Here is a 25,710-nt window from a genome sequence, read left to right as displayed (position 1 = left end):
TTCACCCCCGGCCCCGCGAGGTGAACCTCCACCGCTTCTTCTGGCGCGAACTCACGCTCGTGGGGGCCCGGCTGTACGACCGCTCCGACTTCGAGCGGGCGGTCACCCTGGTCGCCGACGGCACCATCCCGGCCGAGCGGCTCATCAGCAAGGTCGTGCCGCTCACCCAGGCGCCCGCCGCCTTCGAGGCCCTGGAGGGCGGCGGCGACGTGATGAAGATCCTCGTGGACTGCACCGACGACGCCCAGGGAGTGGCCGTATGACCGCCTTCGACCTCACCGGGAAGCTCGCCGTCGTCACCGGTGCCCGGCGAGGCATCGGCCGGGCCATGGCCCGCGCCCTCGCCGAGGCCGGCGCGGACGTCATCGGCGTCAGCGCCACACTGGAGGAGTCCGGCAGCGACGTCGAGAAGGACGTCGTCGCAGCGGGCCGCACGTTCGAGGCGATCCGCACCGACTTCGCCGATCCCGAGGCAGTACGGGCCCTGGGCGCCGACCTCGCCGGGCGCGAGCGGCCGGTGGACATCCTCGTCAACAACGCGGGCACGATCCGCCGCGCTCCTGCCGCCGAACATGCCGACGCGGACTGGGAGCTGGTGCTCCAGGTCAACCTCAACGCGCAGTTCGCGCTGACCCGCGCGGTCGGCGCGTCGATGGTGGCCCGCGGCCAGGGGAAGGTCATCTTCACGGCGTCGCTGCTCAGCTTCCAGGGCGGCATCACCGTCCCCGGCTACACCGCCGCCAAGCACGGCATCGCCGGTCTGACCAAGGCGCTGGCCAACGAGTGGGCTTCGCACGGCGTCAACGTCAACGCCATCGCCCCCGGCTACATCGCCACCGACAACACCCAGGCACTGCAGGACGACCCGGCACGCAGCAAGGCGATCCTGGACCGCATCCCGGCCGGCCGCTGGGGCAACGCCGACGACCTGGCGGGCGCCACGGTCTTCCTTGCCTCGGATGCCGCCGCGTACGTCCACGGCACCGTTCTCCCGGTCGACGGGGGGTGGCTGGGCCGGTGAGCACCGACCTGGTCTCCGTACTGGCCGGCGCCCGGATCATGCCGGTCCTGACCGTGCCCGACCCGGCCACTGCCGCCCCGCTGGCCGACGCCCTCACGGCGGGCGGCGCCCGGTGTGCGGAGGTCGCCTTCCGCACGCCCGACGCCGAGCAGGTGCTCAAGGCCATGGCCGCGCACGGCGGACTGGCCGTCGGCGCCGGCACCGTCCTCACCCCGCAGCAGGCAGAGCGGGCGGTGCAGGCCGGGGCCCGCTTCGTCGTCTCCCCCGGCTACGTCGAGGAAGTCGTCGTCAGGTGCCGCGAGTTGGGAGTCGCCGTCGTACCGGGCATCGCGACCGCGAGCGAACTGATGCGTGCCCTGAAGGCGGGTCTCGACACGGTCAAGCTGTTCCCCGCCGAACCGCTCGGCGGCACCAGGACGCTCAACGCCCTGGCGGCCCCCTTCCCCCAGGTGCGCTTCGTGCCCACCGGCGGCATCGGGCTCGCTCAGCTGTCCGGCTACCTCGCTCACCCGGCGGTCCTCGCCATCGGCGGCAGCTGGATGGCCACCGCCGCCCACCTGGAGCGCGGCGACTACGACGGGATCCGGCGGCTGACCGCCGAAGCCGTCGAGAGCGGTACGACATGAACGGCCCCGAGGTGATCGCCCTCGGCGAGGTGATGCTGCGCTTCGATCCGGGCGAGGGTCGCATCCGCACCGCCCGCACCTTCCAGGTCTGGGAGGGTGGCGGCGAGTACAACGTCGTGCGTGGACTGCGCCGCTGCTTCGGCCGGCGCACAGCCGTCGTGACCGCCCTGGCCGACAACGCGGTGGGCCGACTGGCCGAGGACCTGATCCTCCAGGGCGGTGTCGACACGTCGCTGATCCGCTGGGTGCCCGGCGACGGCATCGGCCGTACTGCCCGCAACGGGCTGAACTTCGTGGAGCGGGGCTTCGGCATCCGGGGCGCCCTGGGTGTCAGCGACCGCGCGCACACGGCCGTGTCCCAGCTGCGCAAGGGGGACATCGACTGGCATGCGCTGTTCGCCTCCGGCCCGCGCTGGTTCCACACGGGCGGCGTCTTCGCCGGGCTGTCGGACACCACGGTGGATGTGGCGGACGAGGCGATGGCCGCGGCACGGCGGCACAGCGTCACCGTTTCCTACGACCCCAACTACCGGCCCAGCCTCTGGGCCGACCGCGGCGGTGCCGAACGGGCCCGCGAGGTCGACCTGCGGCTCGCCCGGCACGCCGATGTGGTGGTGGGCGCCCTCGGCCTGGCCGGACCGTACCCGGGAGCGATACGCGTCGAGGCGGACGAAGTGCCCGATGCGCTGGCCGAGGTCGCCGGTCGACTGCCCGCGGCGAAGGTGCTGGCCACGACGCTGCGCGGTGTGCCGTCGGCAGGCGTGAACGACTGGTCCTCGGCGGCCTGGTCACAGGCGACCGGCTTCGTCGCGGGCCCAGACATGCCCGGCCTGCACGTCCTGGACCGCATCGGCTCCGGCGACGCCTTCGCGGCCGGACTGATCTACGGGCTGCTGATGTCCGCCTGCGGACCTGGGGACCAGCCCGCGGCCGTCTGCGGGCCGGACCGCGGACGGCGCAGCGGCCAGGCGCCGGGGCACGGCCCGCCCGGCCGAGCCGGGTCGGAGCACGCACGGCTGCGGAACACCGTCTCCGGCCCGCTCACCGGTGTCGAGCCGACCGGTGGCCCGCTCACCACCGACTGTCTGAAGCGTGCCCTCGCATACGGCACGGCTTACGGCGCACTCGCCATGACCACGCCCGGCGACGTCTCCATGGCCTCGCTCGCCGAGGTCGAAGCGCTCGCGGCGGGCGGCTCGGCCGGCGTCAGGCGCTGAACGGCGCCCCTTGTCCACCTGCAGCACCCGAGGAGCACGTCTTGCGCATCCGGAAGATCACGAACACCACCGTCGAAGTCACCGAACTGGGCTTCGGGGCCGCTGTCATCGGCAACCTCTACCGGCACACACCGGTCCAGGACGCGGCCGCCGCGATCACAGCGGCCTGGGACAGCGGCATCCGGTACTTCGACACCGCGCCCCACTACGGGCTCGGCCTCTCCGAGCAGCGCCTGGGGGCAGCCCTGCGTGATCGTCCCCGCGAGAGTTATGTGGTCTCCTCCAAGGTGGGCCGGCTGCTCGTGCCCAACGAACAGCCGCGGGGCGTCGACAGTGAGGGATTCGTCGTCCGGGACGACCTGCGCCGCCGATGGGACTTCAGCCGAGACGGCGTGCTCCGCTCCATCGAGGACTCCCTGCGCCGCACCGGCCTGGACCGGCTCGACATCGTCTACCTGCACGACCCCGACGACCACTGGCAGCAGGCCGCCGACGAGGCCATGCCCACCCTCGCGGACCTGCGCGGCCAGGGAGTGATCGGCGCGATCGGCGCCGGCATGAACCAGTCGGCCATGCTCGCCCGCTTCCTGCGCGAGACCGCCGCCGACGTGGTGATGCTGGCCGGACGCTACACGCTCCTCGACCAGTCCGCGCTGGACGACGTGCTGCCCGTCGCATGTGAGCACGGCAAGAGCGTGGTCGCCGTCGGCGTCTTCAACTCGGGCCTGCTCTCACGTGACCGGCCCGCCGAGGGCATGAAGTACGACTACCAGGACGCCCCACCGAACCTCGTCGTTCGCGCACGGGCGATCGCCGAGGTCTGCGAACGTCACGGCACCACCCTGCCCGCCGCCGCGATCGCCTTCCCCTTCACCCATCCCAGCACCGTCAATGTCACGCTCGGCATGCGGGACCGCGAACAGGTGACACGGAACGCGGAACTCCACCGGAGTGCCATCCCCCAGGCTCTCTGGGACGACCTCCGGCGCCAAGGCCTGATCCGACCCGACGTCCCCACCGCAAGCGGCGTACGAGGCCCGGCGGACGGTGCGGCGCCCGACACAGGGCCCGCCGCGCATGGCGACGGCAGCCGCGGGAGGAGTTCCGGTTGCCTCTGACCGACAGGGCGACAGCCGTTGGGCAGCCACCGGGGACGAACAGCTCGACCACTGTGCCAAGAACCCGATCCGCACGGTCCCCGCCGGCACCACGACCGCCTCCTACCGCTCGCCGGACCGATCGCATCTGCCGCTTCACCTCCGTCGTGAGGTGAACCCGCACCGCTTCTGGCGGTGCGCACCCACCCTCGCCCCGCAAGGTTGTGCCGCTCACCGGCGCGCCTCTGCCTTCGAGGCGCTCAGGGACGGGTGATGAAGATCCGCGTCAACTGCACCGAGAACACCCAGGAGCCGCTGTATGAACGCCTGCTCGATCATTCGCACCAGCAGGAGGGGCAGAAGATGAAGCCAGTCACCTCCACCACCCGCAGGTTGTCAGGAGTGCTTGCGATGGCGGTCTCCGCTGCGCTGCTGACATCCGTCACGACGCCAACTCCGGCTTCGGCCGCGACCCAGGCGACCTACTACGTCGCCCCCAACGGTGACGACGCCAACTCGGGGACAATCACGGCGCCGTTCAAGACCCTGCAGCATGCGCGGGACGTCGTGCGCACCGTGAACAGCAACATGACCGGAGACATCAACGTATATCTCCGCGGCGGAAACTACCCGGTAAGCAGCACCATCGGCTTCACGCCCGCCGATTCGGGAACGAACGGCCACCGTGTCGTGTACGCCGCCTACCAGGACGAGAAGCCGGTCCTGAACGGAGGCGTTCCGGTGACCGGATGGACGCAGCACAGCGGGAACATCTGGAAGGCCCCGCTTGACCGCGCCGACAAGCTCCGCGCGCTCTACATCGACGGCAAGCGCGCCAAGATGGCTTCAAAGACGATCACCTCGGCCGGCTGCTACGGAACCTACAGCGTGACCGCCGGGCAGGCGCCATGGGCCTGGGAGTCGGGCTCGCAGTGCGACGGAGCCAAGTACAGCCTCTCCGATCTGCCTGCCATCGCAAGCAACCAGGACGATGTCGAAATCGAATCGGCGACGACCTGGACCTCGGCGATCGTGGGAGCTCGCCAGATCACCACGAGCTCGGACGGTGCCCATCGCGTGGCTCTGTTCCAGCAGCCTGGCGCGGCGATATCCATGGCCCCGCCGTACGGCGCCTTCAACATCAACGGCGCCCACAAGTTCTCGAACGCGTATGAGTTCCTGGACCAGCCGGGCGAGTTCTACTTCGACAAGACGAAACGGACTGTGTACTACTACAAGTCCAGTTCGGATGACATGACGACGGCGAAGGTCTTCGCACCGGACAACCTGTCCACCCTTATCAAGATCGCCGGCACGTCCACGACCGACCACGCACGGAACATCACGTTCTCCGGGATCACCGTCGAGCACTCCGACTGGAACCTGGTCAAGGTGGCGGGCTCCGTCTTCAGACAGAGCACGCAGGGCAATACCAACTCCCTCGTGTACGCGAAGCAGAACTTCCACGCCTACGCCTACCGCAATGTCGACGTGGGGCCGGGCATCATACAGATCGAGAACGCCGACGGGATCATCCTGCGGCGCACCACTGTCCAGCACACCGGCGGCGACGGAATCAACATGGTCAACGACGTGTCGGACACGCAGTTGATCGGGAACTACACGAATGACATCGGCGGATCCGCCATCACCGTGGGGCATCCCCAGCATGTGTACATAGGGGACTACACCTCGACGAACAACGAGAAGCACCCGACGAATGTCGAGGGCGTCTGCAAGAACATCGAGATCAGGAACAACTACCTCTACGACAGCGCGACTCTGTTCCCGGCGTCCAGTCCCGTATCGGCGTACTTCGTCGACTCCCTGTCCGTGCAGCACAACCGGATCGAGAAGTCCCCCTGGGCGGGCATCACGCTCGGCTGGGGATGGTGGAACTTCGACGGTTCGGAGAACTCCGTCCGGCCGGGAGTGCCGACCACCACGGCGAAGAACAACACCATCAGCAACAACGAGCTCATCGACACGATGCAGCAGCTCGGCGACTCCGCTCCCATCTACACCTTGGGCAGCCAGCCGGGCACCGTGATCAGCAACAACTACATCCAGGGCGTTCCGGCCGGCCACAAGTACGGACTGCACCCCGATGAAGGCTCCGCCTTCATCAACTTCCACGACAACGTGCTCGACGTGGATCCGAACGTCGCGTACACCATCAACTCCGGCACCTGGGGTCGGCAGCACGACCTGAACATCACCAACAACTACGGCCCCATCAACAAGATCCAGAATAAGAGCGTCCCGAACAGCGTCATCGAGGACGTGAAGGTGTACTCGGACGCCGTCTGGCCGTCGCAGGCGTACAGCATCGCCGTGAACTCCGGTCTGGAGGACGCGTACAGGGACATCATCCCGTCGGGCAACGTGGGCGTACAGAACCGGGTCCTGCCCGCGGGCACGTTCGCCGGCAAGGACGTCTCGTCCGTTCCCGTCCGCAGCAGCGGTGATTCCACCAAGACGCTCTGGCTGGCCCCGTCCGGTACGACGACGTTCGCCGTCGGCCCGACGATGACCAAGGCTAGCGGCACCGCGACGAGCATCACCGTCCCGCCGACGGTCGGTGACTACCACCTCTACGTCGTGGACGCGCAGGGGAACGCGTCGGCCAAGTCGACGTCCATCGTGCGGCAGCGCTGGAACTACGTCGACGACAAGGACGCCGACGTGACCTACAGCTCCGGCTGGTCGAACTGGAACGACTCACGGGACTTCAACGGGTCCGAGAAGTTCACGAACGGATCGGGCAACTCCGCCGAGTACTCGTTCTCGGGTACAGGCATCCGGTACCTCAGCATGAAGCAGCCGAACATGGGCAAGGTGGACGTCTACCTCGACGGCAGCCTCGCACAGGCGGGCATCGACGCCTATGCGGCCACGGTGACGAAGCAGGTGCCGCTGTTCGAGAAGACGGATCTCCCCGCAGGCTCCCACACCATCAAGATCGTGTGCACGGGGACGAAGAACGCCTCCTCCTCCAGCACCGTCTGCGCGCTGGACGCCTTCGCCCACATCTCCTTCCCCGCCACCAACGCCTACTACAAGATCCTCAACAAGAACAGCGGCAAGGCGGCTGACGTCTCGGGTGGATCCAGCACCGACGGAGCGAACGTCATCCAGTGGAACGACAGCGGAGCGCAGAACCAGCACTGGCGGTTCGTCGCGGTGGGTGACAGCAGTTACGAGATCGTCAACCAGAAGAGCCAGAAGCTGATGGACGTCAATGGCGCGTCCACTGCGGACGGCGCGTCCGTCGTCCAGTGGAACGACAACAACGGCGCGAATCAGCGCTGGACGCTCATCGCTGCCGGGAACGGATACTACAAGATCAAGAATGTGAACAGCGGCAAGGTGCTCGCGGTGTCCGGTTCGTCGACGACAGCAGGAGCTCAGCTCGTCCAGACGACGGATACGAACGCCGACGCCCAGCTCTGGCGGTTGACGAATGTGGACTGAGTTCCTTGTTCAACCTCGGCGCTTCATCTGACGCGCTGATCTTGGTTCGTTCCTGAGACAGCAGGAGGGCCGTTCTTCACGCTTCGAGGCGTCAAGCAACGTGGCGGGAAGAAACGGCCGCTGGTGGCGGGTCACCCGACCTGCTGATCTGTGGTTCTTTCCGGGACAGCGGAGGCGGCCGTTCTCCACGCTTCGAGATGTCGAGTCACGAAGTACAAGAGAACGGCCGCTGTGTATGAGTCTGTCTGTCGATGCGCCCGCAGGCGAGGCGTTGGACGTGTTGTCCCGCTTTCGGGTCGAGTTCTACGAATGCTTCTACGCTCGCGCGGATGCGCTCTTCGAGCTCACCGACGCGGTGCTGTGCGCGGGCGGGCCGGTGAAGACGCTGGTCGAGCTGTCGCTGGCGGTCGAGCATCGGCGTGGGCACGGCGCCCTGTACGCAACCTTGGACCAGGGCTGGGTGGAGCCGACGCGGTTGCGTCGGGCCCTGGCCGGCCTGCCGCTGCCAAGGGCGGCCGACGTGCGCATCGTGCTGGCCGTGGACGTGTCGAACTGGTTGCGCCCGGACGCCCCCACCAGCGACGACCGGCTGTTCTGCCACGTCTATGGACGCGGTGACCGCAAGACGGATCAGCTGGTTCCCGGATGGCCGTACTCTTTCGTCGGCGCGCTGGAGACCGGCCGCACCTCCGGGGGGTCGCGCTGCTGGACACCGTGCGCCTGGGCCTCGCAGACGACGCGACCGCCGTCACCGCCGCCCAACTGCGCGATGTCGTCGAGCGATTGACACAGGCCGGGCACTGGCGGCCGGGCGATCTGGAGATCCTGTTCGTGATGGACGCCGGCTACGACGTCGCCTACCTCTCCCACGCCCTGGCGGATCTGCCGGTCGTGCTGGTCGGGCGCCTGCGCTCGGACCGCGTCATGTTCCGCGACCCGGGCCCGACCCGTTCCGGCCCGAAGGGCGGGCGGCCCCGTCGGCACGGCGGTGTCCTCGCCTTTGCCAAGCCCGACAGCTGGCACGAGCCCGACGTCACCACGGTCACGGACACCACCCGCTACGGCAAGGCCGAGGCAATCGCCTGAGACCCGATGCACTCAAGACTCACCCACCGCGACCCATGGCTGGACCACGTCAAAGAGGAACTGCCCCTCCTACACGGCAAGTTGATCCGTCTCAAGGTCGAGCGCCTGCCGGGCGACCGTGACGTTCCGCACCGCCGCGCCGACGGCGGGCACCCCCCCGAGCCGACACCGTGAGGCGCCGCTGACCGATGGAACGGTCAGCGTGCGCTTCCTCGCCGTCACGCGTCGGATTCGACGGGCGCTGCCCCGAGCAGGGCCGTGCAGGCGTGGACCGCCAGTTCGGTGATGCTCTCGATCTGCCCGCCGTCTTCCACGGTGCTGGCGGTCAACTCCCGGAGACCGCCAAGAAGCATGACGGCCAGTTCTCGGGAGACCGGACCCAAGCCGGCACTGCGCCATTGGTCGGTGTCGGCTATCGCCTGGATCATGGAGATGAACGGTTCCATCAGTTCGCGTTGCAGGCTATGCCCTGTGACACCAAGGGTCGGTAGGTCGCGGATCCAACTCAGCATGACGGCGGGCCGGAACTGCACAGCGGCGACCCACGCTTCGACCGCTTGGCGCACCTGATCGGGCCCGGGGGCGCTCAGGTCGACGGCGGCCCCGACCTTGTGGGCTACCTCCACACTGGCGTCGGTGAGCAGAGCGACGAAGCACGCTTCCTTGTCGGGGAAATGGGCGTAGAACGTGCGTCGGGAGGTCCGGGCACGGCGGACGATATCGGCGACGGTCGTGCTTCGGTAACCGATCTCGGTGATCGAGTCCGCGAGACCGTCGACCAGTCGCTGACGGAACGGATCGGGCAACACTCGATCGGTAACGGCTGGACTGGTGGGTCGGCGCGCCATGGACTGGGTCACCCTCTTCCTCTGCATCGATCTCTCTTGCCCAACCATGGTACGCCGACGTACCATTCGGCGGTACGCGAGCGTACCAAGCCTCCTGGAGGGACCTGCAAATGACGGAATTCAACCTACCGCCAGGCCCGTCGGCACCGCGTGCAGTCCAGGGCGCCTACGCGCTCGCCTTCAGCAACCGTGGCATGCGGCGGATGCATGAGCGCTACGGGGACGCCTTCACGGTCAACGTGCCGATTCTCGGTAGGAACGTCGTCATCAGCCGTCCCGACGAGGTCAAACAGCTGTTCCTGACGAGCCCGGATCTCGTCGGCACGCCGGCGGCCAACCTTGGTCGGGTGCTGGGCCCGAGTTCGCTGTTCGCGCTGAATGGCGACGAGCACCGCCGCCGCCGCAAGTTGCTCACCCCACCGTTCCACGGGCGGCGCCTGGCCGCCTACGAGCGGATCGTCGAAGAGGAAACGGCGCGTGAGGTGGCAGCGTGGCCCCATGGCCGTCCCTTCGCCACGATGCCGTCGATGATGCGGATCACCCTCAACGTGATTCTGCGTGCGGTGTTCGGCGCCGAGGGCGAGGAGTTCACCACGCTGCGCGACAAGATGCCCAAAGGCATCATTCTCGGGTCGCGTCTGGCCGTCATGCCGGTTCCCCAGGTCGACTGGGGGCAGCGGAGCCCATGGGGCCGATTCTGGGCGCTGCGGCGCGAGTACGACGCGATCGTGGACCGGCTCATCGCGAAGGCCGCCGCCGACCCCGACCTCGACGGCCGGGACGACATCCTGGCGTTGATGATGCAGAGCCGGTACGAGGACGGGTCGCCGATGACCCGCGACGACATCGCCGACACGCTGATCACCGTGCTCGCGGCCGGGCATGAGACCACGGCCACGACAATGGCCTGGGCGGTGGAGCGGCTGCGTCGGCACCCCGAAGTGCTGGCCGGGCTGGTCGAGGAGGTGGACGCGGGCGAGAGCACGCTGCGCGAGGCGACGATCCTCGAGGTGATGCGGACCCGGTCCGTCATCGACTTCGTGGGGCGGCAGGTCAGGGCGGACAGCCTGCAACTCGGCCGCTGGATCGTGCCCCGGGGATACGGGGTGCTGGTCAGCATTCGTCTGCTGCATGAGGACGAGGCGGTCTTCCCCAACGCCGCCGCCTTCGACCCTTCCCGCTTCCTGCACGCCAAGCCGGACCTCTACCAGTGGATCCCCTTCGGCGGCGGAACAAGGCGCTGCATCGGCGGAGCGTTCGCCACCATGGAGATGAATGTCATCCTGCGCACCATCCTGGGCATGGTCACCCTGCTTCCCACGACTGAACGCGACGAGCGATGGCACTCACGCGGGATCGCCGAGGCCCCGGCCAAGGGCGGGCGAGCAGTCGTGCACCGCCGGTCCTCGCCCCTCGGGCGGCTGACAGCACCAGCCCGGCAGAGCACGGAGACCGGCCGATGAGCGCGGAACACCTCGACGTACTGATCATCGGCGCCGGCCTGTCAGGCATCGGTGCGGCCCACCACCTCCAGTCGGCCTTCCCCTACCGGCGGTACGCCATTCTGGAGGCCCGTGATGCACTGGGCGGCACCTGGGACCTGTTCCGCTACCCGGGCATCCGGTCGGACTCGGACCTGCATACGTTCGGATACGAGTTCAAGCCGTGGCGGGACGAGCAGTCGATCGCCAGCGCCGACAAGATCCTCGCTTACCTGCGCGACACCGCCGCGGAGCACGGCATCGACCGCAGGATCCGCTACCGGTCGAAGGTGGTCGCCGCCTCCTGGTCGTCGCCGGACGCCAGGTGGACGGTCGAGGTCGAACGCACCGACACCGGCACACGCCAGACGCTGACCAGCACATGGCTGTTCTGCGCGGGCGGCTACTACCGCTACGACGAGGGCTACACGCCGCATTTCGCGGGACGGGAACGGTTCCACGGACCGATCGTCCACCCGCAACACTGGCAGACCGGGCTCGACTACTCCGGCAAGAGCGTACTGGTGATCGGCAGCGGCGCCACCGCCGTCACCCTCGTCCCGGCCATGGCGGCCACGGCCGGCCACGTGACACTGCTGCAGCGCACCCCGACGTACGTCGTTCCCGTCCCGGCGCGGGACGCCGTCGCCAACGCCATGCGCAGGCTGCTCGGGGCCGAGCGCGCGCATCCGCTCATCCGACGCAAGAACATCGCGCAGCAGCAGGCGATCTGGCGGCTCTGTCAGCGTTACCCGCGCGCGGCACGCCGAATCATCCGCTGGATCAACCGCACAAAGCTGCCTGTCGGCTACCCGGTCGACGAGCACTTCAACCCGCCGTACGACCCGTGGGAGCAGCGGCTGTGCGTCGCACCCGACGGTGACCTGTTCCGCGCCATCCGCGACGGCACCGCGTCGGTCGTGACCGACCACATCGCCGCCTTCACCGAACGCGGCGTGCTGCTGAGGTCCGGGCGGGAAATTGAGGCCGACATCGTCGTCACCGCCACCGGCCTCAACGTGCAGGCGATCGGTGGAATGGCCCTGACGGTCGACGGCCGGCCGGTCAACCTGGCGAACACCGTCGCCTACAAGGGAGTGATGCTGTCCGGCGTGCCGAACCTGGCGTACGCGGTCGGATACACCAACTCCTCCTGGACGCTCAAGATCGGCCTGCTCTGTGAGTACTTCTGCCGCCTGCTGGCGCACCTCGACGCGCATGGCTATCGCACCGCCGTCCCCCTGCCGAGCGACCCGCACATGCCCACCCGGCCGTTCCTCGACTTCGGGGCCGGCTACGTCCGACGAGTCATCGACGAGCTGCCCCGCCAGGGATCCCGACCGCCGTGGCTGACCTCGATGAATTATCACGACGACGTCAAGCTGTTGCGACACCTGCCGGTCGCGGACGACGAACTGCACTGCTCCGCCAGCCCGGCGGCTGCCCCGACCGGAGCGGAGATGAACCGATGACCAAGATCCGCGGGAAGGTCGCGGTCGTCACCGGCGCGGGGGCCGGGATCGGCCGGACACTCAGCCTCGGTTTGGCCCGCCGCGGCGCTCGGCTCGCGCTCGCCGACATCGACGGCCTTGGCCTGGCCGACACGGCCGCCCAGGCGAAGGCGCTCGGCGCTCAGGGGCACACCACGCAGCTCGATGTCAGCGACCGCGTCGCGGTCGAGGCCTACGCTCAGCGAGATGCTGCTCGCGGGCCATCCAGTGCGGGTCAGCGTCGTCCACCCCGGCGGCGTTCGGACCGGGATCGCCACCACCGCACTCGCCGATGCGCAACGGCAGGGACTGGCCGTCCGTCCCAAACACCTGGAGCGCGCCCGGGTGTACAACGAGAAGCTGCTGCGAATGCCTCCGGACAAGGCGGTCTCGATCATCCTGGACGGGGTGGAGGCCAGCCGTCCGCGCATCCTCGTTGGCGCCGACGCCAGGATCGTCGACCTGATCGTGCGGTTCGCGCCAAGTCGGTACCTGGGCCTGGCTGTTCGGGCGGAGCGCCGCCTCTTCCCTTCCGGTTGACTACCGCTTTGTTCTCCCGTTGTCGTGTGGCTCACCAGGTCCCGGCTGGTGCGAGGATCACCACCCGGCTGCGGCAGGCGGCCGGGAGGCGGGTGCGGGATGCCGGATCCACGGTCGTGCAGGCCGGCCGGGACCTGACCCTGTCGTGGCCGACGGTGATGGACGCCTTCCGGCAGGTCGGGCAGAAGGTGATGACCGCCCTCCCGGGCCGGTGACGGTGCTGGGGATCGACGCGACCCGCCGAGGTCGCACGCGGTGGTGCCAGGATCCGGGCACCCGCCGGTGGGAGCCGACGGCGGACCGCTGGCACACCGGCTTCGTGGACGCAACCGGGACTCAGGGCCTGCTTGGCCAGGTCGAAGGCTGCGCCCCCAGCGACGTGCTGGCCTGGCTGGCAAACCACCCCAAGCCCTGGCGTGAGCAGATCGCTTACGTCGCCATCAACATGTCCGCCGGCTACCGAACCGCCGTGCGTACCGGACTGCCCCACGCCACCGTGGTAGTCGACCACTTCCACGTCATCCAGCTGGCGAACAAGATGCTCAACCTGGTGCGCCGCCGCACCACCGCCACCCTGCGCGGACGGCGCGGACGGGTCGGCGACCCGAGATGGAAGGCCCGGCGCCGCCTGCTGCGCAACCGCGAAGACCTCACCGACACCCAGCTCAGCACGTTGGGGAACCAGATCATCGGCACCGGCGGTATCGGCACGACGCTGCTGACCGCGTGGATCGCCAAGGAGGAGCTGCGTGACCTGCTCGCACGGGCCGCCCGGACCACCGACCGCCACCGAACCGGCCACCTGCGCTGGAAGTTCCTCACCTGGTACGCCGACTGCGACATCCCCGCAGTGCGCACCCTCGACCGCTGGTGGCCCGAGATCCAAGCGTTCGTCACCACCGGCCACAGCAACGCCAAGAGCGAAGGCATCAACCGCATGATCAAGCTCGCCGGGCGACCCGCCGACGGCTTCCGCAACCCCACCAACCAACGCCTACGCACACGTTGCGTCACCACCCGCCGGGCCCGAGGCCACCTCCACCCCGCCTGAATTCGAAGACTCCGCAAACCTTGCCGCCGGATTTCGTCGTTCGAGGCCCGGCGGCAAGGCATGCGTTTGGGAATCGCTCCGGCGTTCGCCTCTAGGCGCTGACGGAGTGCACCGTCGTGTCGCGCGTATTGCGGCTAGATGCTTGATCCGCCGCCGGAGGTGTTGCTCCACCAGGCGCTGTAGGCGTTCAGCGAGTACCGCTTCTGCACGCCGCTGGTCGAGGTGATCTCGAGGCCGAACTGCATCGTGTCGAAGGTGGTGTTGCGCAGGAGGTTCTGCGACGCGGCCCATCGCCAGACCGCCGAGGCGTCTATGGAGCCGGTGTTGCTCTGCTGGGCGGGGATGAGCTGCAGGACGTTCCAGCCGGGATCGGCCTGCCAGACCGAGGCGTACAGGACGCCGCCGATGGTCACGTTGGACGCTATCTGCCTTCCCCAGCCGCCTGCCGTTCCGGACCAGCTGGTGAAGACCATGATCTCGTCCTGGTTACCGGTCGACCAGATGTCGCTCGTCCAGTTCCAGTGGTCACCGCCGGCGACGGGAGCCGACGACGTGTTGTACCAGAAGCCCGCCGAGTTCAACTGCGACAGCGGCGTCTGGGGCCGGACCGAGGTGTTCGGGTAGGTCTTGATCCCGCCGCCGGAGTGGTTGGCATCGACGTACCAGGACTTGATGCTGTCGACGGTCAGGCACTGCGTGCCGTGGTTGTCGCCCCAGATGTTGTTGTAGATCGTCCAGGTGCCCTGGGTGTACTGACCCCACCGGTCGCAGGTGGAGTACACCTGGGCCTGCGCCGGAGAGGCGAAGCTCAGGAACCCGGCTATCACAGCGACGATCAGGGCCAGCCGACCGAACCCGGCCGACTTGCTGCTGATGGATTTACGGGCTTGCCATCTCATGTGTCCCTCCAAGGACGGCGTGGGTTTGTTCCGGCCCCCCCGGTCTGGTGGCGGACTCTGGCGCCGTGAGGTGTCGCTCGTCGGCGAGTCCGGGCTCGGGACGGTGCGACTCAGCTCCGTCCGAGGTGCTTGCGCAGTTGGCCGACTGATCGGCTGATGGCCGGCCCTGGGCGAAGTGGTTCTTCCACTGCTCGCAGTTGGAGTCCCCGCCGAAAGCGAGGCGGCCGAGACGGTCGGTCAGCTGACGTGTTGACACCTTCGCTGCGTTCGCATGCGGTGCTGCTCGCGATGGTGGGTGGCTCGTGTCGTCGAGGTGGCGCGCTCAAGAACTGCGGGAACGGTGCCCGGTTCCCTTGCTTTCAAGCACCGGGCTTGCCAGACACAGGCGCGAGATGTCGAAGCGCTTGCGTCTGCGGGGACAGTAATAACGGGGCATATGAACAGCAAGACTCTGCGCAGCAGAAGACACATTTCTTTCACCGGCGGACGTCATTGTCGAATCGCTTCGAATGGCATCGACCGCGCCCGCCACCTGGCCTTCACGGAACCGCTACTGGCCCTGGTGGATGTGGGAAGGTGCCGATGTGACGGGTGAAGAACTTCCCGACGTTGGTGGGGCCGGGAAACTCAGACGGCGGGCGATGGTCGCCACTGGCTCATCCGTGTGCGCCGGCAACCGCTGTTCCTCCAACACGACACGGGCATCACTCACATGCTTCACCGGCTGTCCGGTGGCAGCCATACACGCACGGTTCAGGGCCTTGACCGTGTGACCCAGACGGTGCGCGTGCCACCGGTCGTCCCCGGCCGCACATACCGCTGCACCTGTGCAGATCACCATCATCGGCGCTCGGAACATGGCCCGGGGCATCGCCCACACGGGCCCCGGTGGGCGGGCACACAGGGACCGTCACCGCCAAGGATCCCGCCAAAGCCGCGCGACTCGCCGGCGAGCTGGGCGCGCACGCCAGGAACCCGCCCACCAACACCGCCGCCGGATACGGCGACGGCATACGCTGAGTCGTATCCCGGCCGCGCCCACCTACAGCGCCCTGGTCAGCGCAGCCGCCAGTAGCTGCCTGGAGATCTACGGCAGCGGCACGGCCGCGGGCTCGGCCTCGGAGGTCCGGACGTGCAACGGCGCTAACAACCAGCGGTTCGCCCGCGCCTCCAACAGCGAACTCCAGGTCTACACAGACAACGGAGCGACGAGTCCGGGCTCCGCTGTGATGATCGAGAACTGCGCCGTCGCATCGCTATCGTTGTCCAACAGAAATGATCAGTCACGACCACGGGCGTCCTGCTACCAGGACCGCCCGCATAACCCCTGACACTCACCCAACGTGACAGCCGGTTAGCCTCTCAGGCCAGCGCATCACTCAACTTCGAAGAGCCGCCATGGTCGATGTTCCTTCTCGTGAGTCCCATCTGGCCCTCTGTCAACTGACTCCGCATCTCCGGGAAACCCCAGTCCACCAGCACGTCGCCTCTCGGCCTGCCGCCGCATCGCACATCGAGTGACCGCACGCCGACGGTGCTGGGCAGCAAGCCCCTCGGCAGCCGGGACGCCTATGGGCCTTCCTGACTCGGCCGGGGCTCTCACAGGGACCGATGGCTGCCCCTCCTACTCGTGTCCGACCACGCTGACGACGCAGATCGGCCTCGTCCCGTAGCCCGGCCTGGCCATGTTCCACATCGGGTACATGGGCCGGGGCCCGGCGGCGACTCGCCCCTCAGCCCCGCCAACGTCCCCGGACCCTTTTCCGTCAGGCAAGTTCCAGCACAGCATGGAAACCACGCTCAGAAACTTTCTCGGAAACCAAGGCAACCATCCTTCGACCTGCGGCAACCAGCAGATGCAGCACCGCTTCCATATTCCGAACGGATGAGTAATGAAGGCACAACGGCACACCGCCCAGCACCGCCGGCGCAGGCTCGGGCTCATAGTGGGGATCCGCTGGCACTGGCCGCCGCGGCCGGTATCGCTTTCGGGGCGCTCGGTGACGGCGCCCAGCCGAAGGCGTCGGCAGCGGTGGCTCCGGTTCCCGATGACGCGATGGCGGCCGTGGCCGCGATGCAACCCGGTTGGGGGCTGGGCAACTCCCTGGAGGCCACTCCCGACGAGACGGCGTGGGGCAACCCTCGTACCACCAAGGCCCTGTTGAACAAGGTCCGCGCCCAGGGCTTCAACAGCATCCGCATCCCGGTGACCTGGAGCGACCACCAGGGCGGAGCGCCGAACTACACGATCGACGCGGCCTACATGAAGCGGATCAAGCAGGCCGTCGACTGGGCGCTCGCCGACGGGTTCTACGTGATGCTCAATGTCCATCACGACTCGTGGCAGTGGGTCAGCAAGATGCCCACCGAACACGACAAGGTACTGGCCCGGTACAACGCGACCTGGACCCAGATCGCCACCACGTTCAAGAACGCGCCTGCCAGGCTGAACTTCGAGGGCATCAACGAGCCCGTGTCCGACGACGCGAGCGATGCGCAGAAGGCCGAGCTGCTCAACGAACTGAACACGTCCTTCCACGGCATCGTCCGCAAGTCCGGCGGCCACAACAAGACCCGGCTGCTCGTGCTGTCCACCATCGGCGGCACTCCGTCCCAGGGCCTGATGAACGACCTGGCCACCACCATCAAGTCCCTGCACGACAAGCGGCTGATCGCCACCGTGCACTACTACGGCTACTGGCCCTTCAGCGTGAACATCGCGGGCTCGACCCGGTACGACGCCACGTCGCAGAAGGACATGGCCAAGGCGTTCAAACTCATGCATGACATATTCGTGGCCAAGGGCATCCCCGTCATCCTCGGCGAGTACGGCCTGCTCGGCTACGACTGGACCCGCCCCGGCCTCATCGAGCGCGGCGAGGCACTGAAGTTCTTCGAGGAACTCGGGTACCAGGCGCGCATCAACGGGGTGACCACGAACCTGTTCGACGCCGGCTCGTTCCTCCACCGCAAGACCCTGAAGTGGCGTGACCCGGGTCTGTACGCCCTGATGAAGTCGAGCTGGTCCGTCCGCTCGGCGACGGCCTCCTCCGACATGGTCTTCGTACCGAAGTCCGGTACGGTCAAGGACCGGACGCTCACGCTGAACCCTCACGGGAAGACGTTCAAGGCACTGAAGTACGGCAGCACCACCTTGGTCAAGGGCAAGGACTACACCCTGTCGGGCAACCGGCTGACCCTGAAGGCCGCCACACTCACCCGCCTCTCCGGCAGCCGCGCCTACGGGGTCAACGCGACCCTTCGGGCACAGTTCTCCCGAGGCGTCCCCTGGCAGATCAAGGTGCCATCGGCATGCAAGCTCCTGCTGGAAGCGGGGACCGGCGGCGCCGGTAGCCGCCTACTCCAGGGCCCGGAGCCGGGTGACGCTGTCAACGAGATGACGGCGGCAGAACGCGAGATGTGTGGAGCCAAAGCCACGAGGGCCGCACTCGACGACGAGCAGCAGGCCCAGGTAGAGGTGATAGAGGCCCAACCGGTGACGGAATCCGGTGCTGAAGTCAAGGCTGCCGCCGGCCGTGGTGTATCCGGCGACGAAGTCGCTGTTCGGCCCGGCGTCCCCGCCGAAGGCCAGGGAGACCAGTTCGGCGGCCGGGTCGCCCCAGAACGCCCGCTCGTGGTCGATGAGTCCGGTGATCCGGGCGTTCTCCCCGCCCTCGGTGATGTCGACGAAGATGTTGCCCGGCCACAGGTCGAAGTGGACCAGCCTGGGTTCGGTGACCTGGTCGAGGGCGTATCCTCCGTCGGCCACCAGCTTCCGTATGTCGTCTGGGCGCACGTCCAGCGGGGACTGCCAGCGCTCGGCGTCGTCGAGGAGTGCGTCCACCATGGCGGTGAACGCCGAGCGCCAGTCGGAGGCTGACAGGGCGGACCCGTCGGCGGGGTAGCCGAAGCGGCCGTCCTCTGGCGCCAGGGTGTGCAGGCGTGCCGTGATCGCACCCAGTTCGCGGCGCAGCCCCGCCTCGGCGGTGGGGGACATGGAGTCGGCCGCCTTGTCCCACGGGGTGCCTTCCAGGACGGACAGGAGGAGGAAGCCGTCGCCCTCGTGCAGCAGGACGGGCGTGGGCACACCGCCGCCGGGCAGAGCCGCGATCCGCCGGTAGACCATGGCCTCGGTCGACAGGATGCCGAGTTCATACCGCAGGACCGCGGCACCGGGCGGCGGGGCGAGTTTGACGATCGCCATCTGCCCGTCATCGAGCTGTACCCGGTAGGCGCTGTTGAACCAGCCGTCGGTCAGTTCTGCCTCAAGTCGGCATCCGATGCCGACGCGGGTACGCAACAGAAGGTCGAGCTCGTCAGAGGAAAGGTGTCGCTTGGTCAGGCTCTGCATGGACTCGCTTCCGGACAGTGAGGTTGCGATGGGCCGCCGGCTGAGGCTTCGCGGTACTCCGATGTCGGTGACACTCAGCGTGGCGCGGTGAGCGACTCGTGGTCGAAACGGACCGTCGCAAGCGCGCGTGTGCGGACCGGCCGGCCGGAGTCAACTCGCCGATCGCCCACCGACCGGTGATCCGGCACCGCGCGGGGATCCGCCGTGACGTGGAAGGCGGGTATGAGGGGGTGCCGGCCTCCACCCGACTTGGCTGGCGGCCCCTTGGTGGTCACCGTGCCGCTGCCCGTCCCTCCCGGGGCGCGCGTGCACGTGCGGTCGGGGTGTCTGCCCGAGAGCCCCGTCACTGCTCCGGCCCGAGCCCGCGCTCGCGCAGCCAGGCCAGTTGGACGGGCGGGTTGAAGCCGCAGCCTCCGCCATGGTCTGCGAAGGGCCAGACGGTCATGGTGCGGTCCTCGCCCGCGTAGTGGTTGAAGGCGGCGTAGACGGTGGAGGGAGGACAGATCGGGTCCATCAGGCCGACGCTGAACAGTGTCGGCGCGGTGGCCCGCTGCGCGAAGTGGACGCCGTCGAAGTGGGCCAGAGTCGCGAAGGCCTGTTCCACACGCTGGGGGCTGTGCCAGCGCAGGTACTTGACGATCTCGGGATAGGGGCCCTCTCCGCTGATCTGCACGGCGTGCCGGAAGTGGCAAAGGAACGGGACGTCCGGCAGCACGGCCGCCACCCGGTCCCCGGTCAACCCGGCGACGGCGAGAGCCAGGCCGCCGCCCTGGCTGGCGCCCGCCACGGCGATCCGACCGCTGTCGAGTCCGGGCATCTCGGCGATGGCGTCCACGGCGCGGACGCAGTCGGTGATCAGGCGCCGGTAGTAGTGGTTGTCGGGGGACTCGATGCCGCGGGTCATGAAACCTTCGGCCCACTGCGTGCCGTCGCCCACACTCCGGTCCGGCGTGTCATGCCCCTGGCCGCGGCTGTCGACCACGAGTTGCGCGTAGCCGGCAGCAGACCAGAGCAGGTGATCGGTGGGCAGTCCGCGGCCGCCGCCGTATCCGATGTAGGTGACGACGACCGGCAGCGAGCCCTCGGCTCCGCGCGGGCGCAGCAGCCAGGCGGCCACTGGCTCGCCGTTCCAGCCGGGGAAGCGTACGTCGTCCACCTCGACGGTGCGCAGCAGGAAGCGGTCCGTGAGCCGCTCGGCCTTCACCGCCCCTCCATACGAACGGGCTTCGGCGAGGGTTCGCTTCCAGAAGTCGTCGAAGTCGTGCGGATGGGGCAACTCCGGTCGGTAGCGCGCCAGTTCTTCAATGGCGAACTCTGTCAGTGACATCGTGTGCTCCTGAGATCGTGAGAAGGTCCGGGCGGACCGGGCGTGGCTGATGCCCTGCCGCTGACGGCTCCGAGGGAGCGGCCGCTTGATCCTCCGTGCTGCTCCGCGTATGCGCTGCTCGCAGCGGAACGGACCAACCCGGTCGAGCTCGTGGAGAAGACGGTGTTCTCGACCAGCACCGGTCCGGATGAGGGGACCAAGGACAACGAGCGGGAGCCCTCCGCCTCAACAACGGGGCGTCGAACACGGCCGGGTGAGGCGCTCGTGCATCCCGCCAGAGTTCGGCAGCCGGACGACCTGGCCCGGTGTCTCGCCGTCGCCCCCGTGATCGGGCCCACGGCACCAAGGCGGTGGAACGGTTTCTCGAAGATGCCGGGATCAGACTGTCCGCGGACGTCTCCGGCCTTCCGGGCCAGTCGGCCCGCGCGATGCCGGAGGCCCTGATCTCCGGCGAGCTCGCCTCTTGTCCCGGCCGAGACGGCCAAGGCCGGTGTGCGGACTGAGCGGCCCGCGCATTCCTCGCCCACGGCATGCTGGGCCCCATCGACGCGGTCACCACGCGCGAGGCCCGCACGAGCGAGGAGGTCACCAGGCAGCCGGCTCCCTTTCGCTGACGGGTTGAGTTGCTGACGACGATTCCCGGCATGGGAACGTGCGCTGAGGTGACCCTCGCGACCACCGAGGCGTCCGCGGGCGCAGCCTGAGGTCCACAGCAGGATCACCAGCGGTCCAGTGTGGTGCTCAGCGGAGACAAAGCGGCCGCCCCCACGGCGCCGTTCACGAGGGTTGTGCGGTTCATTCCGACGTTCATGGTGGTGGCCCTCAAGGTTCCATGACGGAGCGTCTTGGAGTTATCGCGGTTCAAGGCGTGAAGCGGGAGCGAGCGGATGCCGCCGCACAGCCTCGAGTGGGACACGAGTCTCCGCAGGTGGCCGCTTTCGAAGCGCTTCGATACCTCCGAGAGGTTAAGCGTGCCCTTCCCTGGCCCGCAAGGGCTCCACGAGAGAAATCGATACTCGAATACTGCGAAAGTTTCTGAGCTGAACTTCCTGCCAGGGACTGCGTGTGCCCGCCCGTTCGGGGGCTCTACTCGAGGACGAGAGCGCGGCTCGTGCCGCGCCGTTCACCGCTCGCAGCCCTCCGCAAGGACCTCCTGCCGTTGCCCAGCCGAGAGACGCCCACCCGGACCGGTGCGCCCGCGTCCAGGCAGCGTCCCGCGAAGTGGTGCAGGGATCCGGACCGCCGCACTCGAGGGAACGGCTCTGCGGTGCACGCCGTCAGGAGTTCCTCGACCGCGTGCGTCCCCGGAAGCGGCGCTCAGCCGGAGCGCCGACCCCGGCCGGACAGTGACCTGCGGAGTTACCCACTCCGCACCCCTGCACCATTTCGCGGGGGACGCCACCGGCGGCCATGCGAAGCCGCAGCCGGCCGGCGCCGCCGACCGTGTCGAAGCCGGCATCGCGCCCGCATCCCGGACTCCGCCTGTCGGCGGGCAAGGGTGAACCGAAACCGGGATCCCGAATCCTGCGCGGCTGAGAGAACCGTTGCCCCACCACCGTGCGCCTAGTACCCTCCTCCAGAAACTATCGGGACGCATCAGCGAAACTTGCCTTTGCGAGAAGGGTGAGCTTCACAATCTCGCCCTGCCTCAACAGGACACGGCGAGCCACCCCGCCCCGAAGAGCCGCTATCACCACCGCCATCACTTGCGCGAGTCGAGTAACGCTCGGCGTTGCACCCACCACCTGCAAACCGGCCGACGACCGAGCCCAGTCGCGACACATCCCGTGCCGTGGAGGCACGGGCCCACCCCGAACCGGAGGTGTCATGCACTCAACACTGCCACGGTCGATCCGATGGCGAGTCCGCCTGACCGTAGCCGCCCTCCTCGCACTGCTCGTCGCCGGCACCGGGGGAACGCTCCCCACGAGCGCCCGGGCGGCGACCAACTGCCGGGCAGCACAGACCAGTTGTGCCGCCGGCGTCGACTCCGTCCAGTCGGCCGGCGCCAGACGGCAGCCCGCCTCCAAAGTCCCCCACAGCGCGATGGCGGCCGTGGCCGAGATGCAGCCCGGCACGAACATCGGCAACACGCTGGACGCCATCCCCGACGAGACCTCGTGGGGAAACCCCCCGATCACCAAGGCCCTGTTCGACGCCATCCGCGCTGACGGTTTCAACAGCGTCCGGATCCCCGTGACCTGGACCGACCACCAAGGCCCGGGCCCGAACTACACCATCGACCCGGTGTTCATGAACCGGGTGAAGCAGGTGGTCGACTGGGCGCTCGCCGACGGGCTCTACGTGGTGCTGAACGTCCACCACGACTCGTGGCAGTGGATCATGAAGATGCCCACCGACCACGACGGCGTACGGACCCGCTTCGACAGGACCTGGACCCAGATCGCGGACACGTTCAAGAACCATCCGGACAAGCTGGTCCTGGAGGCCGTCAACGAACCCCAGTTCGAGGGGTTCGGCGACGCCGAGGCGACCCCCTTGCTCAACGAACTGATCAAGTCGTTCCATACCATCGTGCGCCAGTCGGGCGGCAACAACACCACACGCCTGCTGGAGTTGCCCACCCTGGGCAACGCCCCGGACGCGGCTCGCATGGACGCCCTGTACACCATCATCCAGTCGCTCAACGACCCGCGGCTGATCGCGAGCGTGCACTTCTACGGCTACTGGCCGTTCAGCGTGAACATCGCCGGCGGCACACGGTTCGACGACAACGTCGTGCAGGACATGAACACCGCCTTCGGACTGATGAACAGCAAGTTCGTGGCCCGCGGCATCCCCGTCGTCCTCGGCGAGTACAGCCTGCTCAGCTACCCCGATTACACCCAGCCCGCCAGTGTCGAGTACGGCGAGGCCCTGAAGTACTTCGAGGCGCTCGGCCACCAGGCGCGCATCAACGGGGTCACCACCCAATTGTGGGACGCCGGCTCGTTCCTGAACCGCGAGACGCTGCAGCAGCGTGACCCCGTCCTGTTCGCCCAGCTCAAGTCCAGCTGGACGACGCGCTCCGGAACCGCGTCGTCGGACCTGGTCTTCGTACGGAAGTCCGCCCCCATCACGGACCAGACGCTCACCCTCAACCCCAACGGAACCAGCTTCAGGTCCCTCAAGCAGGGCAACACCACACTGGTACAAGGCCAGGACTACACGCTCTCGGGCAACCAGCTCACCCTCAAGGCGGCCGCACTCACCCGGCTGGTGGGCGACCGCGCCTACGGCGTCAACACGACACTCCAGGCGCACTTCTCCCAGGGCGTCCCCTGGCCGATCCGCGTCATCACCAACGACACACCCGTGCTGTCGAACGCGACCGGGACGACCGACTCCTTCGCCGTCCCCGCACAGTTCCGGGGTGACCTGCTGGCGACGATGGAAGCCAAGTACGCCGACGGCAGCAACGCCGGCCCCGCCGAATGGACCTCCTACAAGGAGTTCAACAAGTCCTTCTCACCGCGCTACGCCGACAACAGGATCACCCTCACCTCCGCCTTCTTCGCGGAAGTCGCCGACGGCAAGCCCGTGACCCTCACCTTCCACTTCTGGAGCAGCGACACGGTGACGTACCAGGTGACCAAGTCGGGGAGCACGGTCACCGGCACCACGTCCTGAACCAACCCGCCCCGGCCGTGGCGGGCCGGAAGTGATCCCGGCTTCCAACCCGCCACGGCCATCGACCGGATGCTCCCCTATGGACAAGGCAGCGATGATCTACACACCGACCTGGTCTTCGGTCGACCGGCACGTCCCGGCGCCGGAGTGGTTCCAGGACGCCAAGTTCGGCATCTACCACCACTGGGGCGCGTTCAGCGTCCCCGCCTTCAACAACGAGTGGTACCCGCGCGATATGTACATTCCCGACCACCCCGTCCACCGGCACCACATCCAGACGTACGGCGACCCTTCGACATGGCCCTACCACCGCTTCATCGACGGCGGCCACGACAAGTCAGGCAGGTTCGTGCGGTTCGCCCCGAAGCTGAGGTCCGCCGGCGGCCTCTTCGACCCCGACGAGTGGGCACAGCTGATCGCCGACGCCGGTGCACGCTTCGCCGGTCCGGTGGCGGAACACCACGACGGCTTCTCGATGTGGGACAGCCGGGTCAACGAATGGAACTCCGTCGCCAAAGGGCCTCGTCTAAACCTGCTGGACTCGTTCGCCCGGGCCTACCGGGCCCAGGGCCTGAAGGTGCTGGTCGCGATGCACCACGCGTTCCACTTCACCGGGTTCTTCGACCACGTCCCACCCCAGTCCGAGCCGACACTGCGCAAGCTGTACGGGCAGCTGGGTCCGGCGGCGGAGAACCGGTTGTGGCTGGACAAGCTCAGGGAAGTGATCGACCTCGCCCGCCCCGACATCCTCTGGCAGGACGTCAACCTGGACCAGGTGGACGAGTCGACGGCCCTGGAGTTCCTTGCTCACTACTACAACCGGGCCGACGAGTGGGGCTCAGAGGTCGTCGCCACCTACAAGGACGGCTTCAACGACAAGGGCCAGGTCTACGACTACGAACGCGGCGGGCCCGCCGAGGTGACCCGCCCGTACTGGCTCACCGACGACATCGTCGCCCGCTCCACCTGGTGCCACACCACCGACATCACCTACCACTCACTCGAAGAGATACTGCACTCCCTGATCGACCGGGTCAGCAAGAACGGCAACATGCTGCTCAACATCTCCCCCACGGCCGACGGCGCCATCCCGGAGGAGCAGCGGACCATCCTGCAGGGTATCGGCGGCTACCTGCGCCGCTTCGGCGAGTCCCTCTACGGCACCCGGGCCTGGACCGTCCACGGCGAAGGACCGACCACCATGGGCGGTGGATCGTTCACCGAGGCGATGGCCGGTACCAACAGGGACATCCGCTTCACCCGGAACAAGCAGAACACGGTGCTGTACGCGACGGCCCTCGGCTGGCCCGTCGGCAGCCTCGCCATCACCACGCTCACGAAGGCCCTCATCGATCTGGGCTCTCTGCGGTCGGTACACCTGCTCGGCCCCATGGCAGGCGACTACGTCCCCCTGCGCGACCACCGTCAAGACGAGAACGGCCTGCACATCACCCTGCCGTCGACAGCACCGTTCAGCGCCCCCGCATACACCGTCAAACTGACCTTCACCGGGCCGATCCCCGAACTGCGGTCTTGAGGTACACCTCCGACGACCTGACACATGCCCGGACC

General features: G+C 68.0%; 16 protein-coding genes and 6 pseudogenes. 17 read left to right on the top strand and 5 right to left on the bottom strand.

The window, feature by feature from the left end:
- The 7 genes and pseudogenes from AQJ91_RS35930 to AQJ91_RS50720 form a co-directional block, all read left to right on the top strand.
- Window positions 1-263 (top strand): annotated as a pseudogene (locus AQJ91_RS35930) (Zn-dependent alcohol dehydrogenase); the annotation flags it as partial.
- On the top strand, window positions 260-1,021 hold the full coding sequence (locus AQJ91_RS35925; RefSeq protein WP_067030052.1) for an SDR family oxidoreductase: 762 nt from the start codon (window positions 260-262) through the stop codon (window positions 1,019-1,021). The pseudogene AQJ91_RS35930 and the gene AQJ91_RS35925, both read left to right, overlap by 4 nt.
- Window positions 1,022-1,059: 38 nt before the next feature.
- Window positions 1,060-1,647 (top strand): bifunctional 4-hydroxy-2-oxoglutarate aldolase/2-dehydro-3-deoxy-phosphogluconate aldolase, encoded by a 588-nt coding sequence (locus AQJ91_RS35920; RefSeq protein WP_407696975.1) that lies wholly within the window; start codon window positions 1,060-1,062, stop codon window positions 1,645-1,647.
- Window positions 1,644-2,864, top strand: a complete 1,221-nt coding sequence (locus tag AQJ91_RS35915) for a sugar kinase (protein WP_067030046.1) — start codon at window positions 1,644-1,646, stop codon at window positions 2,862-2,864. Before AQJ91_RS35920 ends, AQJ91_RS35915 begins: the two co-directional genes overlap by 4 nt.
- A 41-nt stretch (window positions 2,865-2,905) precedes the next feature.
- Window positions 2,906-3,982, top strand: a complete 1,077-nt coding sequence (locus AQJ91_RS35910; RefSeq protein ID WP_079085477.1) for an aldo/keto reductase — start codon at window positions 2,906-2,908, stop codon at window positions 3,980-3,982.
- 252 nt (window positions 3,983-4,234) lie between these two features.
- Entirely contained in the window at window positions 4,235-7,435 is a 3,201-nt protein-coding gene (locus tag AQJ91_RS35905; RefSeq protein WP_234383240.1) for an RICIN domain-containing protein, read from the top strand.
- A gap of 235 nt (window positions 7,436-7,670) precedes the next feature.
- Window positions 7,671-8,644 (top strand): annotated as a pseudogene (locus AQJ91_RS50720) (transposase); the annotation flags it as partial.
- A 95-nt stretch (window positions 8,645-8,739) separates the two neighbouring features.
- Here AQJ91_RS50720 and AQJ91_RS35890 read toward each other — a convergent pair.
- The gene (locus AQJ91_RS35890; protein ID WP_234383239.1) at window positions 8,740-9,327 is read right to left on the bottom strand and encodes a TetR/AcrR family transcriptional regulator; all 588 of its coding nucleotides are present in this window, start codon (window positions 9,325-9,327) and stop codon (window positions 8,740-8,742) included.
- Between the two features lie 152 nt (window positions 9,328-9,479).
- Between AQJ91_RS35890 and AQJ91_RS35885 the strand changes: the two genes are divergently transcribed.
- From AQJ91_RS35885 to AQJ91_RS35870, 6 genes and pseudogenes are all read left to right on the top strand, one after another.
- Window positions 9,480-10,832 carry a cytochrome P450 gene (locus AQJ91_RS35885; RefSeq protein ID WP_067030040.1) on the top strand — a complete coding sequence of 451 codons (1,353 nt, stop codon included), beginning with the start codon at window positions 9,480-9,482 and terminating at the stop codon, window positions 10,830-10,832.
- Window positions 10,829-12,322 (top strand): flavin-containing monooxygenase, encoded by a 1,494-nt coding sequence (locus tag AQJ91_RS35880; protein WP_067030025.1) that lies wholly within the window; start codon window positions 10,829-10,831, stop codon window positions 12,320-12,322. The genes AQJ91_RS35885 and AQJ91_RS35880 overlap by 4 nt, the downstream gene beginning before the upstream one ends.
- A pseudogene (locus AQJ91_RS56435) lies at window positions 12,319-12,534 on the top strand (SDR family NAD(P)-dependent oxidoreductase); the annotation flags it as partial. The gene AQJ91_RS35880 and the pseudogene AQJ91_RS56435, both read left to right, overlap by 4 nt.
- A gap of 13 nt (window positions 12,535-12,547) precedes the next feature.
- Window positions 12,548-12,880 carry an SDR family oxidoreductase gene (locus AQJ91_RS56430; protein ID WP_234383255.1) on the top strand — a complete coding sequence of 111 codons (333 nt, stop codon included), beginning with the start codon at window positions 12,548-12,550 and terminating at the stop codon, window positions 12,878-12,880.
- A gap of 26 nt (window positions 12,881-12,906) precedes the next feature.
- Window positions 12,907-13,095, top strand: a complete 189-nt coding sequence (locus AQJ91_RS56425) for a helix-turn-helix domain-containing protein (protein WP_159054721.1) — start codon at window positions 12,907-12,909, stop codon at window positions 13,093-13,095.
- Window positions 13,096-13,199: 104 nt separating this feature from the next.
- Window positions 13,200-13,931, top strand: coding sequence for a transposase (locus AQJ91_RS35870; protein ID WP_159054720.1), 732 nt, complete (start codon window positions 13,200-13,202; stop codon window positions 13,929-13,931).
- A 134-nt stretch (window positions 13,932-14,065) separates the two neighbouring features.
- On the opposite strand, the gene AQJ91_RS35865 is transcribed toward AQJ91_RS35870, so the two are convergent.
- On the bottom strand, window positions 14,066-14,830 hold the full coding sequence (locus tag AQJ91_RS35865; RefSeq protein WP_067030020.1) for a glycoside hydrolase family 12 protein: 765 nt from the start codon (window positions 14,828-14,830) through the stop codon (window positions 14,066-14,068).
- 539 nt (window positions 14,831-15,369) lie between these two features.
- A pseudogene (locus AQJ91_RS56420) lies at window positions 15,370-15,620 on the bottom strand (helix-turn-helix domain-containing protein); the annotation flags it as partial.
- A gap of 98 nt (window positions 15,621-15,718) precedes the next feature.
- Between AQJ91_RS56420 and AQJ91_RS57540 the strand changes: the two are divergent.
- Both AQJ91_RS57540 and AQJ91_RS35860 read left to right on the top strand, forming a co-directional pair.
- Window positions 15,719-15,850, top strand: coding sequence for a hypothetical protein (locus AQJ91_RS57540; protein ID WP_267891271.1), 132 nt, complete (start codon window positions 15,719-15,721; stop codon window positions 15,848-15,850).
- Window positions 15,851-16,715: 865 nt separating this feature from the next.
- A pseudogene (locus AQJ91_RS35860) lies at window positions 16,716-18,074 on the top strand (cellulase family glycosylhydrolase); the annotation flags it as partial.
- 114 nt (window positions 18,075-18,188) lie between these two features.
- On the opposite strand, the gene AQJ91_RS50710 reads toward AQJ91_RS35860, so the two are convergent.
- A complete protein-coding gene (locus AQJ91_RS50710; protein WP_234383251.1) occupies window positions 18,189-19,034 on the bottom strand; it encodes a phosphotransferase family protein in 846 nt (281 codons plus the stop codon).
- A gap of 490 nt (window positions 19,035-19,524) precedes the next feature.
- On the bottom strand, window positions 19,525-20,508 hold the full coding sequence (locus tag AQJ91_RS35850; RefSeq protein WP_067029997.1) for an acetylxylan esterase: 984 nt from the start codon (window positions 20,506-20,508) through the stop codon (window positions 19,525-19,527).
- Between the two features lie 1,827 nt (window positions 20,509-22,335).
- Here AQJ91_RS35850 and AQJ91_RS35845 point away from each other — a divergent pair.
- Window positions 22,336-24,138, top strand: a complete 1,803-nt coding sequence (locus tag AQJ91_RS35845) for a cellulase family glycosylhydrolase (protein ID WP_067029994.1) — start codon at window positions 22,336-22,338, stop codon at window positions 24,136-24,138.
- Between the two features lie 79 nt (window positions 24,139-24,217).
- A pseudogene (locus AQJ91_RS35840) lies at window positions 24,218-25,669 on the top strand (alpha-L-fucosidase); the annotation flags it as partial.
- Window positions 25,670-25,710: the final 41 nt, after the last annotated feature.

Source organism: Streptomyces dysideae, from assembly GCF_001514305.1.
GTDB classification, from domain to species: domain Bacteria; phylum Actinomycetota; class Actinomycetes; order Streptomycetales; family Streptomycetaceae; genus Streptomyces; species Streptomyces dysideae.
Note: the sequence above shows the minus strand (reverse complement) of the source record. Positions and strands in the feature narration are given on the sequence as shown.

What these genes read in the sequence shown, in the direction of transcription:
- AQJ91_RS35925 (WP_067030052.1), top strand. Translation starts at nt 260, where the DNA reads ATGACCGCCTTCGACCTCACCGGGAAGCTCGCCGTCGTCACCGGTGCC.
- AQJ91_RS35920 (WP_407696975.1), top strand. Translation starts at nt 1,060, where the DNA reads ATGCCGGTCCTGACCGTGCCCGACCCGGCCACTGCCGCCCCGCTGGCC.
- AQJ91_RS35915 (WP_067030046.1), top strand. Translation starts at nt 1,644, where the DNA reads ATGAACGGCCCCGAGGTGATCGCCCTCGGCGAGGTGATGCTGCGCTTC.
- AQJ91_RS35905 (WP_234383240.1), top strand. Translation starts at nt 4,235, where the DNA reads ATGAAGATCCGCGTCAACTGCACCGAGAACACCCAGGAGCCGCTGTAT.
- AQJ91_RS35885 (WP_067030040.1), top strand. Translation starts at nt 9,480, where the DNA reads ATGACGGAATTCAACCTACCGCCAGGCCCGTCGGCACCGCGTGCAGTC.
- AQJ91_RS35880 (WP_067030025.1), top strand. Translation starts at nt 10,829, where the DNA reads ATGAGCGCGGAACACCTCGACGTACTGATCATCGGCGCCGGCCTGTCA.
- AQJ91_RS56430 (WP_234383255.1), top strand. Translation starts at nt 12,548, where the DNA reads ATGCTGCTCGCGGGCCATCCAGTGCGGGTCAGCGTCGTCCACCCCGGC.
- AQJ91_RS35865 (WP_067030020.1), bottom strand. Translation starts at nt 14,830, where the DNA reads ATGAGATGGCAAGCCCGTAAATCCATCAGCAGCAAGTCGGCCGGGTTC.
- AQJ91_RS50710 (WP_234383251.1), bottom strand. Translation starts at nt 19,034, where the DNA reads ATGGCGATCGTCAAACTCGCCCCGCCGCCCGGTGCCGCGGTCCTGCGG.
- AQJ91_RS35850 (WP_067029997.1), bottom strand. Translation starts at nt 20,508, where the DNA reads ATGTCACTGACAGAGTTCGCCATTGAAGAACTGGCGCGCTACCGACCG.
- AQJ91_RS35845 (WP_067029994.1), top strand. Translation starts at nt 22,336, where the DNA reads ATGCACTCAACACTGCCACGGTCGATCCGATGGCGAGTCCGCCTGACC.